A 15,803-nucleotide genomic window follows, 5' to 3' on the forward strand; every position below is an offset into this window, starting at 1 on the left:
AGTTGTGCGTTGAGAGTTGAGAGTTGAGAGTTGAGAGTTGTGCCACTGTCTGACTAAGTGCCAATAGTAAATCTTCATGCCTTCTTATCAATTAGATCTCACCCGGCGCCCCCGTCGTATGCGGCGGACGGCTGCACTGCGTTCGCTCGCAAATGAAACGACACTGGAGGCCGGCAACCTGATTCAGCCACTTTTTGTCATTGAAGGGGAGGGGGCTTCGGAGCCGATCAAGTCCATGCCGGGCCAGTTTCGTCTTTCCATTCCGAAACTGATTGAAGAGTGCAAGGCGCTTGCCGACCTCGGGATTCCCGCAGTGGCCCTGTTTCCAAAACTGGATTCCAAGGTGAAAAGCGATGACGGGCGCGAGGCCACCAATCCGGATACGCTCGTCCTGCGGGCGATTCGTGCGCTCAAAAAAGAAGTGCCGCAGATCGCGGTCATCACTGATCTGGCGCTCGACCCTTACACCACGCACGGGCACGACGGGCTCTGGGATACGGCGGCCCAAGACTTGGCGAACGACCCGACGGTCGAAGTTCTGGCCGAGATGGCGGTTCTGGCCGCTGAGGCGGGTGTCGATATCGTGGCTCCTTCAGACATGATGGACGGGCGCGTCGGTGCGATCCGCGAAGCACTGGATGACAATAATCACGAGAAGACGGCGATCATGGCTTATTCCGCGAAATTTGCATCGGCCTTTTACGGACCCTTTCGCGACGCGTTGGGCAGTGCGGCCAGCGCGGGCACGCATGCCCTGGATAAACGCACTTACCAACTCAATCCCGGGAATCGCCGCGAAGCGCTGACCGAAGTGGCGCTCGACGAGGAGGAGGGGGCCGACATTCTGATGGTGAAGCCGGCCGGACCGTACCTCGATATTATCCGCGAAGTGCGCGAGGAAACGGATCTACCGCTGGCCGCCTATCAGGTGTCCGGCGAATACGCTCAAATCCATGCTGCTGCCGAGAAAGGCTGGCTCGATCTGGAGAAGTGTCGTGACGAGTCTTTACTGGCTATTCGACGCGCCGGCGCGGATATGATACTGAGCTATTTCGCGAAGGAATACGCCCTAAGGTTGACTTAGTTGTCTGCTCCTTTTCGCGCCCGGTGCTTCTCCGCAAACTGCCGCTTTCGGGCGAGTTCACGCATGTCCACGGCCGGGTCGTCCGCTTCGAAGATCTCCTGCCCGATAATGTGCTCGATCACATCCTCCATCGTAATCACGCCGGACATGTTGCCGAACTCATCAACCGCGATGGCAAGTTGCTGATGATTTTTGAGGAAAGTTTGCAGCGCGTCGTCGGCGGTCGCCGTGTCCGGCACAAAGATCGCGTCCGTTGCCAGGTCGGCAATACGCAGGTTTTCCCGCTCCTCGGCAATCGCGCTTAGGATGTCTCTGCGTCGGACAATACCCCGGATATTATCGGCCTGATCTTCGTAAACGGGGATTCGCGCGAATGGGATGTTCCTTTCCTTCTCGAAAATGGATTCAACCGTTTCTTCGCCATCGATGGAGTAAACCACCGTGCGTGGTGTCATGATGGCATCGACCAGAATTTCGTCGAGACTGAGGGCATTATTAATGACTTCGCGTTCGTTGGAGGAGAGTGTGCCGTCTTTCTCACTTTTCTCGGCCAGGAGCATGATTTCCTCATCGCTGTCCGTTTCCGGTTCCTGGCTCTTCAGCAGGAACCGGACAAGAAGGCCGACCACCTTGGAGATCGGTGTCATGATCCTGCAGATCCAGATGAGCGGGAAAATCAGTACGGGTTGTAAACTGGCCCGGTAGAGCACGCCGACATTCTTCGGTATAATTTCGGAAATAAAGAGGATGGCCAGAGCCATGGTCAGAGAAACATTGAACAGGACATTGTCATGTTCCGACCAAATCTGCACCGCGAGTCCCCCCACGATTGTTGCTCCGAGGGTGTTTGCGATGGTGTTGAGGCTGAGGATGGCGGAGCTGGTTTCTTCGATATCCAGCTTTGCCCGCTCCAGTTTTTCACCCCGCTTCGGGTGCGACTTTTTCAAGCCTTCGATCTCCGCGGTTGTGGTACTGAGGATCATCGCCTCCAATATTGAGCATAGGGCGGAGACGCCTATGGTGAAGACGATAGCTAAAATAAAGACTGTTATCATTGCGACGGTGTCGACAGGCCCTGTAAAATGCCTATTAAAATAAGTAATCTGAGCGACACACCTGCAGTAGTGTCGCGCCTCGCATCGCTTTCAAGCATTTTTAGCAGTGGTTAAATCCTACCAAGAACCAAAGCTATAATCTTGACCTGACACGCCGATGCTTTCTGTCTTATCGGCAGTTTATTATTAATATGAAAAATTTCTTACCCCTACTCACTATTCTGACATCTGTGACCTTTTTCAGCGGTTGCGAGCACATGCGTACGGGTGTGCCGCAAGAGGTCGTTATCTTATCCTTCCCGACTGAGGCCAGTGTTTACATTAACGGAGAGGCTGCCGGTATTACTCCGATGACCTTGGAACTGCCCCGTAAGATGAATCACGAGATCCGGCTCGAGAAGCTCGGTTACAATCCGGCAGTTAAATACTTTACGCCGGTGCCCAACGAAAAATCGAAGAATTTCGTACGTTTTGGTTTGCAGGAAGACCTCGGCTATTATGTCGACCTCGAGCCCGGAAAGATGAAAGCCAAAATGCGTAGCGAGCTTGTGCCCAGTTCCACCGGGGCAGATCCATTTGAGAAAATGGCCATCCAAGCTCTCAAAGCTGATGCGAAGCTTGAGGCGGGTGAAATCACTCCGCTCGAACACAAATACATTATCGAGCAGATCATTGAGTTTTTTGAGTCGCAAGGTTAGTCAGCTGCGTTCTACCTGAGTTTATGAGTAACATTCCAGCTGATCTCCTCTATACGAAAGACCACGAGTGGGTAAAAGTCCACGATGACGGCACCGCCACAGTCGGGATTACCGATTACGCTCAGGAAAGTCTCGGCGACATCACATTTGTTGAGTTTCCCCAGGATGGAGAGTCCTTTACTTCCGGTGATACGTTTGGCGTGGTGGAGTCGGTCAAGGCCGCTTCCGACCTTTTTATGCCAGTGGATGCCGAGGTGATTGAAATCAATGAGGACGTGGATGCCTCGCCGGAACTTCTGAATCAGGAACCCTACGAGGGAGGCTGGCTGTTGAAAATCAAGCTTCAGAATCCGGAGCAACTGGATGAACTTCTGAAAGCGGATGCCTACGAGAGCATCGTTTAGCCTACCGCTGATCCAAGCATTCATATGCCTTCTACCGCGAAAGGTCACGGCCGTGAGTGGACCACTGCCGATGCGACCACCTACTACGGTCTGAAGAATTGGGGTGGTCGTCACTTTTCCGCAGACGATGCCGGCTTCCTGCAGGTGCATCCTCTTGGTGACCATCGCAGTATTCGCATACACGATATTGTAACTGAGGCGATCGGCAAGGGCTACAAGCCGCCGCTTACCATTCGGATCCAGGATCTCTTGCGCACGCGTGTTGTTGAACTGAACCAACTGTTTGACGAAGCGATCCAGGACGAGAGTTATGGCGGGAAATACCGCGGCGTTTTCCCGATCAAGGTCAACCAGTTGCGGGAAGTGGTGGAGGAAATCCGCGATGCCGGTAAAGCGTTCCACTATGGTTTGGAGTGTGGCAGCAAGCCCGAACTCATGATTGCGCTGGCGATGCACAAGGACCCGGAGTCACTCATTATCTGCAACGGATACAAAGACGATGAGTTTATCCGCCTCGCGCTTTTTGGGCGCAAGCTGGGTAAGGAGATTTACCTTGTAGTGGAGCAGCTTAGCGAGGTGCCCCGCATTATTCAGATTTCCAAGAAGCTTGGGATTAAACCCCTGATCGGGCTGCGCGTGAAACTTAGTACCATGGGGGAGGGGAAATGGGCCAGTTCTTCCGGTGAAGACGCGAAATTCGGACTGACCAGTCCGGAGATTATCGATGCGACCCGTCGCATCAAACGGGCCGGACTGACCGACAGCTTGCGCCTGGTTCATTTTCATATCGGTTCGCAAGTGCCGAATATTCAGACGATCAAGAAAGCGACCGTCGAGGCCGCCCGTTTTTACTGCGAACTTAAGAAAATGGGCTTTCCCATGGAGTTGCTGGATGTAGGCGGTGGTTTGGGCATCGACTACGACGGTTCCCGGAGCAACTACGAAAGCTCGATGAATTACACCATGCGCGAATATGCGCGCGATGTGGTCTACAATGTGAAAACAGTCTGCGCGGACGCGGATGTGGAGGTGCCCGATCTGGTGACGGAGAGTGGGCGAGCCATCGTTGCGCCTCATTCGATTCTGGTCACCGAGGTCTGTGACCGAATTTCGAAAAAATCCGTCCCACCCAAGAAAACCGCAGCCAGCAAAAAACAGAATCCGGTCCTGCGTGACCTGAATGCCATACTCGAAAACGAGCATGGTTCCAGCCCGCTGGAGCGGTTTCACGATTCCCAACAAAAACGCGAGGAAGCCAACAATCTCTTCAATCTGGGATACCTTGACCTCAGGGAACGCGCCCAGGCGGATGCGATTTATTGGAAAATTTGCGAGGAGCTCTCGAATCTTTCCAAAAATGGTAGTTACACTCCGGAAGAATTGGAATCCTTGCCCGCAATGATGGCGGATCAGTATGTCTGCAACTTTTCCGTGTTTCAGTCATTGATCGATCACTGGGCATGCGACCAACTCTTCCCCATTGCTCCTTTGCAGCGCCTGAACGAGGAACCGGAAGTGGATGCGACGCTTGTGGATATCACTTGTGACAGTGAGGGCAAGGTGAGCAAGTTCACCGATGTCGAGGACGTACGCCAAACGCTCAAGTTGCACGATCTGAAGCCGAAGGAGGCTTACTACCTTGGAGTATTTCTGGTCGGGGCCTATCAGGATATTATGGGGGATTTGCACAATCTTTTCGGGCGGGTTAACGAAGTGCATGTTTTCCTGGAGGACGATGAAGAGGATGGCTTCTACATCGAAGACAGTATCCGAGGTTTTGCTGTTTCCGATGTGTTGGGCTTCACCCAATATGACGGGCACATTCTAACCCGACGCATGAAGAAGCAGATCGACCGGGCGACCAAGGACGACGAGATCAAACCTCGCGAAGGCACAAGGATGTTGGACGAGTATGCTGAATTCCTCCGGGGCCATACTTATCTGGCTACCTGAGATCCGATTCATGGATTTCAGCGGTCCGGTTTCTTTCCGGGTAAAAGACGAACCGGGTTGGCATGGCGAAACAAGAGTGCTTGCTGAAATCGTTCCCGAGAGGCATAAATTAAGGATCCATGATGGAGCCCCGCGATAATTTGGATTGGCCCCGTGTCGCCGACGAACTCGGTGAGCGGTTTGATGTCGACTGTATCGAAAGCAGCGTGCGGGGCCGGTTGAAGGCCGGTCGCAACAACCGTCTGCTGGTTGCCTGTTCCGGCGGGGCAGATTCCGTATTCATGCTCTGCCTGTTTGCGGCGCGGCGTGCCGAACTTGGCCTAGAGCTTCATGTCGCCCATTACAACCACCGTTGGCGGGGCGAGGCGTCCCAGCAGGATGAGGATTTTGTGCGAGGCATCACAGAAGGCTTGAAGCTCCCCTTTTATTTCGAGAAGCGTCCCGAAAACGAAGCCGCATTTACGGAAACGACCGCCCGCTCGCTGCGTTTGGATTTCCTGCGCAAGGTGGCACGGGAGGCGGATTGTCCGTTTATCGCTTTCGGCCACCAGCTTGACGATATTCTGGAGACCCAGCTACAACGACTTGCCCGCGGGGTGGGCACGGAAGGGCTGGCGGCCCCCAGACCGGTTGCCGAATTCAGTGGTCAGCCAACTCATTTGCGGCCCTTGCTGCACCTGCGTTCCGGCGATATTCGTATGACACTTAATGCGGTTGGCATACCCTGGCGGGAGGACGGCTCCAATGAAGACACCAGCATCGCCCGGAATATGCTCCGTCATGAAGTGATCCCGGATTTGATCGAGGCCCTGGATCGCGATCCGTCAACGGGTGCTGCGCGCAGTCGCCAGCTCTTGGAGGAAGATGCATGTGCGCTGGATTTGCTGGCCCGCGAACGGATGCCGGAAGCGTTTTCCAGCGAGGAGCGCCTTTCCAGGGTGGACCTCTGCGCACTTCCGCGTGCGCTGATGCGCCGCGCATTGGTCGCCTGGCTGAACGCTCATGAACTGACCGAATCTTTCAGTGCTTCGGCAATGGACATGCTGATCGACAGCCTGCTCAGTCAGCGCAGGACCTGGAAACAGAGTGCCGGTGCCAGCTTTATTTGCAGCGATAAAAAATCAATCTGGGTTGAAGAAGAAGAGGAGGGGGAGGCCGCTCTGCAACATGTTCAATTCGAGCCGGGCGAGACCGTCGTCCTTTCCAGTGGATATTTGATCGAATCCGATCTGCAGACGCTGGATGAGAAAAAACGGGATGCTATCCTCTGCGGCCGAATTGACCCGTCCTTCGAGGCAACGCTCATTTTACCTTCCGAAGAGTCCCTGCATGTCAGGGGTTGGCGCCCGGGGGACCGTTTCACCCCACTCGGGTCGCCAGGGGCAAAAAAATTGAAAGACTGGTTTATTGACCGCGGAATCCCCAGAAAGGAACGAAAACGATTGCCTGTTGTCACCACAGCATCCGGTGAAGTCATCTGGGTGCCCGGCTTCCCGCCCGCCGATCGCTACAAAATCAATCGCGACACCAAGCAGGCTCTTAGGTTGACTTACCGGCCGAGAAATCCACGTTGACCCGTTCAAATGTCTTCAGAGAACAACACGCCACAAAAGAACAATAATGGAAACAATGGCTCGCCCCAGCGTTTCCAGCCTAAAGTGCTGCTCATTTACCTGGTAATTGTGGCTGCAATTCTCACCATATGGTTCGCGAATCCCGGTGCCGGATCCAATGTTAAGGAGCTCTCCATCAGTGAGTTAGTCGATGCCGTGAAGCGGGAAAAGATCGCCGAGGGTGACGGTATCATGACTTACGATCCCTCTTACGGTCGTGATGGGTACGTCATCAAGGGCGAAATGGTGAACGATGCCTTCCTGCAGGCGCGGGAAGACGGGCTCTCCACTAATGAAATTTCTGAAAAGGTTCCCTACGTTGCCCGTGGCCGGGTGACCGAGGAAGATCTGTTGCTTTTACGTGAAGTGCTCACGGAAAAACCGACCAGTACGGCACTACAGGACGTCTTGATCAGCCTGCTGCCCTTCGTCCTGATTATCGGGCTCCTCTATTTCCTTTTCGTTCGGCAGCTCAAGAATGCCGGCCGGGGAGCGATGAGTTTCGGTAAGAGCAAGGCCAAGATGCTGACACGTGAGAAGGACTCGGTTACGTTCAAAGGCGTTGCCGGTTGTGATGAGGCCAAGGAGGAAGTTGCCGAAGTGGTCGATTTCCTCAAAGACCCCAAGAAGTTCCAGCGCATCGGTGGCCGCATACCCAAAGGCGTTCTTATGGTAGGACCTCCCGGCACAGGTAAGACCCTGCTGGCCAAGGCAGTTGCCGGTGAGGCGGATGTCCCCTTCTTTTCCATCAGCGGCTCCGACTTCGTCGAAATGTTTGTTGGTGTGGGCGCGGCCCGCGTGCGCGACATGTTCGAGCAGGGCCGTAAGAATGCGCCTTGTATCGTCTTCATTGATGAAATTGATGCTGTCGGCCGTCAACGCGGGGCCGGCCTGGGAGGGGGTAACGATGAGCGCGAGCAAACGCTTAACTCCCTGCTTGTGGAGATGGACGGTTTTGATGGTCACGAGGGTGTCATTATCATTGCGGCAACCAACCGCCCGGATGTGCTCGATAACGCACTGCTCCGGCCCGGTCGCTTCGACCGTCAGGTGACGATCGACCTGCCCGATCTGAATGGCCGCCACGAAATACTCAAAGTGCACGCCAAGAAGATCGCGCTTGCCGAAGAGGTAAATCTTGAGCACGTCGCACGGAACACCCCCGGCTTCTCCGGTGCCGACCTTGCCAACCTTCTCAATGAAGGCGCCCTGATCGCCGCCCGCTTCAATAAGAAGGTGGTGGAGATGCAGGATATCGACGAAGCCCGCGATAAAATTTCCTTTGGCCGCGAGCGTCGCAAGTTGATGGACGACGAAGACCGCAAGATCACCGCCTACCACGAGGCTGGGCACGCGATTGTACAGGCAGTCGTTGATGACGGGCATCTCCCGGTCCACAAGGTTACGATTATTCCACGTGGGCAGAGCCTGGGTTCGACCATGTTCATGCCGAAGAAGGATGTGCTCAACCACTCCAAGCGCCGTCTCCTTAATCAGATTTGTTGCGGTATGGGCGGACGTGCTGCGGAAGAGATTGTCATGGGTGACATTACTTCCGGCGCGTCTGGTGATATTCGTATGGTCACGAAGACGGCTCGTCACATGGTTTGCGACTGGGGCATGACGGAACTAGGTCCGGTCGCCTATGGCGAAAACAAGGATCATGTTTTCCTCGGACAGGAGATTCAGCGCTCTCAAAACTACAGCGAGCAAACGGCCCAGAAGATCGATTTTGAGATACATCGGATCGTCGATGAGCAATACCACCGCTGTCTGGACATTCTCAAAGAGCACCGCAAGGCGCTTGATGTCTGTGCCGAAGCATTGTTAGAGCACGAGACCATCGAAGGTCGGCATGTTCACGAGATTATCGATCATGGGGAAATTCGTTCGCCGATCATCAAACGCGAGATTCCCGAGCCCGAGCCGGAAGAATCTTCCGAAGACGGGGACAAGAAAAAGACTGCCAAGGAAGACGAGGACAAGGGTGGCCTGTCCGGTGAAGAAGCACCCGCCGGAGCCCCGGCTTAGACTTTCAGCAAATATGGGTCGCCTCTTTTACACCCGACAGTAACCTTGCGGGTTGTTCTGCGGCATGAGCAAAAAACCAGACACAGAGTTTACCTACACCGTCGATGATCTCGGTAAGTTTGACTTCGGCGGTACGGCGCTGGCCGTAATCGGCCATCCGATTCAGCACTCCGTCAGCCCGGCGATGCACAACGCGGCAATCAAAAAGCTGTGCGAACAGGAAAGCCGTTTTAATGATTGGGCCTACTTCCGTTTTGACGTTCCACCGGAAGCGTTCGCTGGTGCCGTGCCCAGGTTTTTCGAACATAACTTTCTGGGCTTGAATTTGACCATCCCGCACAAGGTGCAGGCGATGGAACTGATCAAAGGTATCTCGCCGGATGCCGAGCGCATGGGGGCGGTCAATACACTCGTGTGGAACGAGTTCGGCTACGATGGCTTCAATACCGATGGTTACGGTCTGAAGAAGGGCCTGCTCGAAGATCTCGATTTTGATCTAAAGAACGGAACCGTCATTCTTTTAGGGTCCGGTGGCGCCGCCCGGGCCGCTGCGGTCCAGTGTGTGCTCGATGGCTGTAAAAAACTCTATGTGGGCAATCGCACGCCTTCGCGCCTGGATGGCTTGATGGAGATCGTTCACGAAATGCCGGGCGGCCAATGTGCCGAAGCATTCGCCTTGAATACGCCGCCCAGGGATTTGCCGGAAACCGGTGTCCTGATTAATGCCACTTCCCTGGGTCTTAAAACCGATGATCCGGCGCCATTTGATGTAGCGCTTTTGCCGGACGGTTGGAAGGTGTATGACATGATCTACAACCCAGCGGCGACCAAGTTGCTGGAGGAGGCGGGCAAGCGCGGCCTGGCCACGGCCAACGGGCTGTCCATGCTCGTACACCAAGGGGCGCGCTCGCTGGAAATCTGGTCGAAGACCGAGGTGAATGCCCACTCCATGATGGCTGCAGCCTGTCACGCGCTGAAGCTGCCACCGCGTTATTGAATAGACGTTCAATTCCGGCATCCGTAAGCGGATGCCTCTACGTGTTGGCTTCCCCGACGCGGCTCAAGGCTTGGGGGATCGGTGTGTCGCCATCCAGAAGGTCGATGGTTTTTCCGATTGTCGATTCGTGATTCAGGCATTGTCGGATACTTTCGGCGACATTGGCCCGGGAAATGACTCCGTTGAAGTCATCCAGACGTGAGGCGGCCCGAATCGTTCCGGTTTCCGGTTCGTCGCTGAGGCGCCCCGGGCGAAGGATCGTGTAATCCAGCTTGGATGCCTTCAAAATTTCATCGGCAGCATGTTTGGCCACCAGGTAGGGCTTGATCGCTTCCTTGCCCTGATTCGGATCCTGTGCTTTCAGTGCGCTGATCATGACAAAACGGGGCGTGCTGTGCCGCTCGCAGTAGCGTACCGCCTGGACTGCGCCCCACAGATCGACGGTCAGGGTTTTATCCTTTCCGGTCGAGGCACCCGAACCGGCGGTAAATATAACTGCGTCGTAGCCTTTGGCGACAGCTTCATCGAACGTGTTTTCAAGGTCACCTTCCGCCAGTTGAACGCCGATTTCCGCAAGGTCCGATGCGGCTGAGGCATCCCGTACAAGTGCGGTGAGTTCATGGCCGTCCTGCAATAATTTTGGCACGAGCAGGCGCCCGATTTGGCCGGTAGCTCCGAGTAGTAGAAATCGCATCAATACAGGGTCAATCGACTGTCCGCTTCTGTCAACTGTCCGCGCCAAAGCTTGGTTTTAAGCTTTAAACCGAGACTCAGCAGGCTACTTATAAACGGGCACCGAGTTCAATACGACGATGGAAACCTTTGAATATATCAACCATGACTTCCCCTGGTTTTTCGCGGGGATCAGTTTTATCTTTGGCGCTATTGTCGGAAGTTTTCTCAATGTCTGTATCTACCGCATCCCGGAAGAGCGATCCGTGGTCTCTCCGGGCTCCACCTGTGCCTGCGGCGAGCCGATTCCATTTTATCACAATATCCCCATATTGAGCTGGCTTCTCCTGCGCGGGAAGGCGGCCTGTTGTGGCGCCTCGTTCAGTGTTCGATACCCGGGTATCGAACTCCTGACGGCCTGCCTGTTTCTTTGGGCCTGGTTGATTTACACGCCCCTGGTCGCTTTGGTCGGCATGCTCTTTATTGCATTTTTGATCTGCGCGACTTTTATCGATCTGGATCATATGATCATTCCGGACCGTTTCTCCATCGGTGGTATGGTGATCGGTGTACTTTTGTCCTTTGCCGTCCCCGGCCTGCACGGGTTTGAGGGGCTCTGGCTGGGGGCAGCGATACAGTCGGTTGTCAGTTCGATAATTGGTGCCCTGATTGGTTCCGGTCTGGTTTACTGGATCGCGGTTCTTGGTGAAATCGTTTTCCGCAAGCCGGCGATGGGCGAGGGGGATGTGAAGTTCGTCGGTTTTATCGGGGCTTTCTGTGGCTGGCAGGGCGCGATTTTCGCTATGTTTGGCGGCGCTTTTGTGGGATCGGTTATTCTGCTGCCGATACTCCTGGCGGGGCACCTTTTCGGAGGTAAGAAGGAGCCTGAACCAGTCGTTGAAGAAGCCGACTGCGAGGAGGACCTACAGTTCGGCGCGCAGGTGCCTTTCGGGCCGATGCTTGCTGTGGCCGGCCTGATCTACTTCCTCGGTTTCAGTCAATACGTGGACGCGTACTTTGCCGAGTTCGCCTCGTTCTTTTTTGGAGCTTAGTCTTTATTCAGAGGACAGGTGCGTATCATTCCCGCTCCATGGTTTCTTCGATGGCGTTCTGTTGGCGGGCGATGTCGTGTAGTGTGACGATGCCCAGCAACTTGCGGGGATCCTTGCGACTGACCACCGGTGCCTGGAGCACATCTTTGACCACCAGGGTATTGGCTGCTCCTCGAATCGAATCGTCAGGATTAATAGAGATAATTTTTTGCCCGGCCAGAATCTCGCTCAGCGGCGCATCGTTGCCCGCAGCAATTAATTCTTCGAGTTCGTGGTGCATGACCATACCGATGAGAGCCTGCGAATTAGTGGCCTCGATAACCGGGTAGCCATGGTGGGTGTATGCACTCTCTTTAATCGCATCCAGATTTTCCTGTGCGTTCAGGTCACCCGCCGCGGTGCGGCAATCATGGGTCATGATCGTGCTGATTGGCAAATTGCGCCAGTCTTGTTGGCCCTGATAGGCTGGCAGTTTTTTCAAGCTGATTCCGTCCTGAAGCAGCAGTGCATCATAGATCGGGATCTGCCGCAGCTTCACTGAGATAATATAGGCCAGAAAGTTACCGATCATCAGCGGGAGGATCAGCGAGTAGTTGTGCGTCATCTCAAAGATGATGAGCACGGACGTGAGCGGACAGCGAATGACGGCGGCAAAGAAAGCTCCGGTTCCCAATAAGGCGCAAGCGGCAGCGACAGAGTGGTCCAAGTTCAGGAATTGGACCATGAGCGCGCCGAAGATACCCCCCAGCATACTGCCGAGGAAAAGTACGGGAGCGAAGATGCCGCCGCTGGCCCCGGAGGCGTAGCAAATGACGGTCGCCAAAAATTTACCGATAAAGAGTAAAAGCAGGACCTGCCAGATTAGCTGTCCATTCAGTGCTGAATTGAGGTCCTGATAGCCGATGCTGAAAACGCCGTGATGACCCTCGCTGAACTGCCAGACCGTGACGCCGATCAGGCCGACACTCAGGCCGCCCAGGGCCGGTTTGGCCCAACTGGGAAAGCGCTGCCATTGCATAAAATGACCTCGAAGAAAGAGCAGGAGCGTGGTGAAAGCGTGCCCCAGCAGACCTGCAGCCGGGCCAATCAACAAGCAGACCAGCATCCAGGTGGAGGTTTCGAAGGTTTCCCGTGTGGCGTAGAGGGCACTGTGCTCTCCCAGAATGCTGCGCTCGACAACCGCAGCGACCACTACGGCGATTAAGATCCCACCCAGTGCTTTACTGCTGAAATTGTTATCGAACAGCTCTTCGAACACAAAGGTGATCGCTGCGATCGGGGCATTGAAGGCAGCCGAAATACCCGCCCCCATGCCGACAGGGATCATGGCCTGAACACGCAGTTTACCCAGGCCAAACAGTCGACCCAGCTTTGAAGAAACAGCGCTGCAGATATGCACAGTAGGGCCTTCACGCCCGAGGCTGTTGCCAAAGGCGACCGAAATCGTACCGATGATAAAGCGCCAAAAGGCTTCGGTTGTCTTGATAACGCCGAACTTTTGATGATAGGCGGCCTTGGTTTGGGGAATGCCCGAACCTGCCGCGGTCGGCGAAATGTAGCGGATCATCAAACCCACGATCAGGCCCGCCAGTGCCGGTGAAAAGACCATGGCCGGGATGGCCCAGACTCCGAGCTCCTGATAAAAGCCAAAGAGGCCGTTGAAGAGCTTGGTAATCGCCAGGTGGAAGCTGACCCCGACCAAGCCGCAGAGCACACCCGCACAGATACAAAGCATGAGGAAGCGCTGGCCATCGTCGAAGCGGCCCCGCATCCAATCGGGCAGATTATTCAGGCTGAAAGATTCTCGGGTCATGGGCGGCAGTCGCGCGGAAAAAAGAAAACCGCCGAACTTCCGACCGGCGGCATACTCTGCCTTACAGGAGCCGAATTAGGGGGCACAACAGAATTTTCAAAAAAATTACTTGGCAAGAACGACTTCTGACCTACTGTCACCGACTTTTCCTCACTTTCGGTGGGATATGCAAGTGGCTAAAGCACGCAGACTGTAAATCTGTTCTCTTATGAGTTCGCTGGTTCGAATCCGGCTCCCACCACCATTTAAAGGTCGCCCGAAAGGGCGGCCTTTCTTTTTGCGCGAAGCGCGCCGGATGAGGACTTGTTCGACGTAAGGAGCGCAGCGACTGGAGATGGGGCGCCCGGAGGGCGATCGCGCAGCGATTCCGCGCAAGCGGAACCAATCCGGCTCCCACCACCATTTAAAGGTCGCCCGAAAGGGCGGCCTTTCTTTTTGCGCGAAGCGCGCCGATTCAGGAACGGTCCCGCTTGGTTTAGATTGCTTTGGGGCGGGCCCCAGGGTATTCTTTAATGGTGAAATACCTCGAACGCATTTTAGCGGTGGGGGCGACCTGCCTGCTGGCTGCCTGTGCCGCGACAAATCCCGGTGGGCACGCTCCCTCGATTGATGGCATCGAGATTGTGAATCGCAGTTCTTCGGATATTGAAAGCTTCCGCTTGGCCGTCCCCCGTGACGGGATCGTGGTCACCGCAAACCGGCTCGCTCAGGGCAGCCGTTCCTTGAACAAGGTTGAGCCCTTTCGCTATCGGCATAATAACGCCAATCTTCGATGGTTTCAGGATGGCGTGAAGTATACGATGGAGGGACTCAAGCTTGACCACGAAGTCGAATCGGCGGATGCGATGACAGTAGTTATCGAGTTAGGAGACAAGGGAGAGGCGGCAACCCGCCGACGCTAGAGCAGGCACTTTCGATTTCGAGAAGAGAAAACCTTTCTTGATTTCTCCGGGCAGCGCACTGGTCGACGAACACGATTGCATGACCGCGACAGCAGATCCTGTCCGAGAGCCACAGTGCACGGCAGGACAAGAATGTCCTGGCTCCGGTAGGCCGAAGACGGAGAGCGGACATTTCTGTCCGCTTCTTCAACACAGCTACGAAAACTCAACGAAAGTTTTGTCAGTTTTTCCAAACTGAGAGTACTAATTCTCCAACGGCAGGTCGATGACCTGCCAGGGGAGTCCCCGCTGATTCAGCTGTTCCATGAAGGGATCGGGGTCGTGCTGCTCCATGTTCCAGACGCCGGGTTCCTTCCAGAGGTCTCTCAGGATCATCTGCGCACCGATCATGGCAGGCACGCCAGTGGTGTAGCTGATGGCCTGACTGGAGACTTCCTCATAGCACTCCTGGTGGTCGCAGGTGTTGTAGATGAAGACGCGCTTCTTTTCACCGTCCTTGGTGCCGACGATGTCGCATCCGATGCAGGTCTTCCCCTTGGTGCGAGGGCCCAGGCTGGCGGGGTCAGGGAGCACGGCTTTGAGGAATTCGATCGGTTGGATCTTCTGGCCCTTGAAGTCGATCGGTTCGATCGAAGTCATGCCCACGTTTTCCAGCACGCGCAGGTGGGTGAGGTATTTTTCGGAAAAAGTCATCCAGAAGCGGATGCGCTTCAGGCCCTTGATGTTTTGGCAGAGCGATTCCAGTTCCTCGTGGTAAAGCAGGTAAGCGTCCTGTTCGCCAACGACGGGAAAATCGTAGACCTGGTGGACGCTCATGGGCTCGACCTCCTTCCATTCACCCTCTTCCCAGTATCGGCCGTTCGCGGTGATCTCCCGGATATTGATTTCCGGGTTGAAGTTGGTGGCAAAGTGGTAGCCGTGGTTACCCGCATTGGCGTCGAGGATATCGATGGTCTCGATCTCGTCAAAGAGGTGCTTTTGGGCGTAAGCGCAGAAGACATTGGTCACACCGGGGTCGAATCCCGAGCCGAGGAGAGCGGTCAGCCCGGCCTCCTTGAAACGCTCCTGGTAGGCCCACTGCCACTTGTATTCAAATTTTGCTTCGTTGGGCGGTTCGTAGTTGGCGGTGTCGAGGTAGTGGACTCCGGCGGCCAGACAGGCATCCATCAGCGGCAGGTCCTGATAGGGCAGGGCCACATTGATCACGAGTTCCGGCTTTTCCTCTTTCAGGAAAGTCGTGGTGGCATCGACATCGTCAGCATTGAGAGCCGCGGTGCGAAGGGTCACACCTTGCTTGGCTTTCACGTCCTCCGCGATGGCCTCACATTTTTGCACGGTCCGCGAAGCGAGGACGATCTCGGTAAAAATATCAGGGAGTTGCGCGCACTTGTGAGCGACAACGTTGCCGACGCCGCCGGCGCCAATGATAATCACTTTAGACATGCCGCGCAGCTTGCGTGGAATAATTGTGAAAGTGAAGGTGAAAGTGAAGGTGTTCCGAGGAGCGAAGCGACGACATGACCGGATCC

13 protein-coding genes and 1 tRNA gene are annotated in these 15,803 nt (G+C 55.1%); 10 read left to right on the plus strand and 4 right to left on the minus strand.

All coding sequences use genetic code 11. The features are described from left to right. Window positions 1-76: 76 nt before the first annotated feature. On the plus strand, window positions 77-1,084 hold the full coding sequence (gene hemB / locus DDZ13_RS13250) for a porphobilinogen synthase (protein ID WP_110131942.1): 1,008 nt from the start codon (window positions 77-79) through the stop codon (window positions 1,082-1,084). On the opposite strand, the gene DDZ13_RS13255 is transcribed toward hemB, so the two are convergent. After that, entirely contained in the window at window positions 1,081-2,139 is a 1,059-nt protein-coding gene (locus DDZ13_RS13255; RefSeq protein ID WP_110131943.1) for a CNNM domain-containing protein, read from the minus strand. The genes hemB and DDZ13_RS13255 overlap by 4 nt on opposite strands. 191 nt (window positions 2,140-2,330) lie before the next feature. Between DDZ13_RS13255 and DDZ13_RS13260 the strand changes: the two genes are divergently transcribed. The 6 genes from DDZ13_RS13260 (at window position 2,331) to aroE (ending at window position 9,835) form a co-directional block, all read left to right on the plus strand. After that, a complete protein-coding gene (locus DDZ13_RS13260; protein ID WP_110131944.1) occupies window positions 2,331-2,837 on the plus strand; it encodes a PEGA domain-containing protein in 507 nt (168 codons plus the stop codon). A gap of 23 nt (window positions 2,838-2,860) precedes the next feature. Further along, on the plus strand, window positions 2,861-3,241 hold the full coding sequence (gene gcvH, locus DDZ13_RS13265; RefSeq protein WP_110131945.1) for a glycine cleavage system protein GcvH: 381 nt from the start codon (window positions 2,861-2,863) through the stop codon (window positions 3,239-3,241). A 24-nt stretch (window positions 3,242-3,265) separates the two neighbouring features. Continuing rightward, window positions 3,266-5,194, plus strand: a complete 1,929-nt coding sequence (gene speA / locus DDZ13_RS13270) for a biosynthetic arginine decarboxylase (RefSeq protein WP_110131946.1) — start codon at window positions 3,266-3,268, stop codon at window positions 5,192-5,194. A 119-nt stretch (window positions 5,195-5,313) separates the two neighbouring features. Next, window positions 5,314-6,768, plus strand: coding sequence for a tRNA lysidine(34) synthetase TilS (gene tilS / locus DDZ13_RS13275; RefSeq protein WP_110131947.1), 1,455 nt, complete (start codon window positions 5,314-5,316; stop codon window positions 6,766-6,768). Window positions 6,769-6,777: 9 nt separating this feature from the next. Next, window positions 6,778-8,838 (plus strand): ATP-dependent zinc metalloprotease FtsH, encoded by a 2,061-nt coding sequence (ftsH, locus tag DDZ13_RS13280; protein WP_110131948.1) that lies wholly within the window; start codon window positions 6,778-6,780, stop codon window positions 8,836-8,838. Between the two features lie 64 nt (window positions 8,839-8,902). Next, complete coding sequence (gene aroE, locus DDZ13_RS13285; RefSeq protein ID WP_110131949.1) at window positions 8,903-9,835, plus strand: shikimate dehydrogenase; 933 nt, start codon at window positions 8,903-8,905, stop codon at window positions 9,833-9,835. A gap of 37 nt (window positions 9,836-9,872) precedes the next feature. Here the strand turns inward: aroE and DDZ13_RS13290 are convergent, their stop codons facing one another. After that, the gene (locus tag DDZ13_RS13290; protein WP_110131950.1) at window positions 9,873-10,529 is read right to left on the minus strand and encodes an SDR family oxidoreductase; all 657 of its coding nucleotides are present in this window, start codon (window positions 10,527-10,529) and stop codon (window positions 9,873-9,875) included. A gap of 118 nt (window positions 10,530-10,647) precedes the next feature. Here DDZ13_RS13290 and DDZ13_RS13295 point away from each other — a divergent pair, with 118 nt between their 5' ends. Next, complete coding sequence (locus DDZ13_RS13295) at window positions 10,648-11,559, plus strand: prepilin peptidase (RefSeq protein WP_110131951.1); 912 nt, start codon at window positions 10,648-10,650, stop codon at window positions 11,557-11,559. Between the two features lie 25 nt (window positions 11,560-11,584). Here DDZ13_RS13295 and DDZ13_RS13300 read toward each other — a convergent pair whose 3' ends face one another. Continuing rightward, a complete protein-coding gene (locus tag DDZ13_RS13300; protein ID WP_110131952.1) occupies window positions 11,585-13,372 on the minus strand; it encodes a chloride channel protein in 1,788 nt (595 codons plus the stop codon). A gap of 158 nt (window positions 13,373-13,530) precedes the next feature. Between DDZ13_RS13300 and DDZ13_RS13305 the strand changes: the two genes are divergently transcribed. Both DDZ13_RS13305 and DDZ13_RS13310 read left to right on the plus strand, forming a co-directional pair. Then, window positions 13,531-13,616: transfer RNA gene (locus tag DDZ13_RS13305), tRNA-Tyr, on the plus strand. A gap of 271 nt (window positions 13,617-13,887) precedes the next feature. Then, window positions 13,888-14,274, plus strand: coding sequence for a hypothetical protein (locus DDZ13_RS13310; RefSeq protein ID WP_233246164.1), 387 nt, complete (start codon window positions 13,888-13,890; stop codon window positions 14,272-14,274). 243 nt (window positions 14,275-14,517) lie between these two features. On the opposite strand, the gene DDZ13_RS13315 is transcribed toward DDZ13_RS13310, so the two are convergent. Continuing rightward, the gene (locus tag DDZ13_RS13315) at window positions 14,518-15,717 is read right to left on the minus strand and encodes a saccharopine dehydrogenase family protein (protein ID WP_110131954.1); all 1,200 of its coding nucleotides are present in this window, start codon (window positions 15,715-15,717) and stop codon (window positions 14,518-14,520) included. Window positions 15,718-15,803 lie beyond the last annotated feature (86 nt).

The organism is Coraliomargarita sinensis (assembly GCF_003185655.1).
Lineage (GTDB): Bacteria > Verrucomicrobiota > Verrucomicrobiia > Opitutales > Coraliomargaritaceae > Coraliomargarita_B > Coraliomargarita_B sinensis.

Excerpts from the sequence above, each read along its gene's own strand:
- DDZ13_RS13290 (WP_110131950.1), bottom strand. The coding sequence starts at position 10,529 with ATGCGATTTCTACTACTCGGAGCTACCGGCCAAATCGGGCGCCTGCTC.
- aroE (WP_110131949.1), top strand. The coding sequence starts at position 8,903 with ATGAGCAAAAAACCAGACACAGAGTTTACCTACACCGTCGATGATCTC.
- tilS (WP_110131947.1), top strand. The coding sequence starts at position 5,314 with ATGATGGAGCCCCGCGATAATTTGGATTGGCCCCGTGTCGCCGACGAA.
- DDZ13_RS13295 (WP_110131951.1), top strand. The coding sequence starts at position 10,648 with ATGGAAACCTTTGAATATATCAACCATGACTTCCCCTGGTTTTTCGCG.
- speA (WP_110131946.1), top strand. The coding sequence starts at position 3,266 with ATGCCTTCTACCGCGAAAGGTCACGGCCGTGAGTGGACCACTGCCGAT.
- DDZ13_RS13300 (WP_110131952.1), bottom strand. The coding sequence starts at position 13,372 with ATGACCCGAGAATCTTTCAGCCTGAATAATCTGCCCGATTGGATGCGG.
- ftsH (WP_110131948.1), top strand. The coding sequence starts at position 6,778 with ATGTCTTCAGAGAACAACACGCCACAAAAGAACAATAATGGAAACAAT.
- DDZ13_RS13315 (WP_110131954.1), bottom strand. The coding sequence starts at position 15,717 with ATGTCTAAAGTGATTATCATTGGCGCCGGCGGCGTCGGCAACGTTGTC.
- DDZ13_RS13255 (WP_110131943.1), bottom strand. The coding sequence starts at position 2,139 with ATGATAACAGTCTTTATTTTAGCTATCGTCTTCACCATAGGCGTCTCC.
- gcvH (WP_110131945.1), top strand. The coding sequence starts at position 2,861 with ATGAGTAACATTCCAGCTGATCTCCTCTATACGAAAGACCACGAGTGG.
- hemB (WP_110131942.1), top strand. The coding sequence starts at position 77 with ATGCCTTCTTATCAATTAGATCTCACCCGGCGCCCCCGTCGTATGCGG.
- DDZ13_RS13260 (WP_110131944.1), top strand. The coding sequence starts at position 2,331 with ATGAAAAATTTCTTACCCCTACTCACTATTCTGACATCTGTGACCTTT.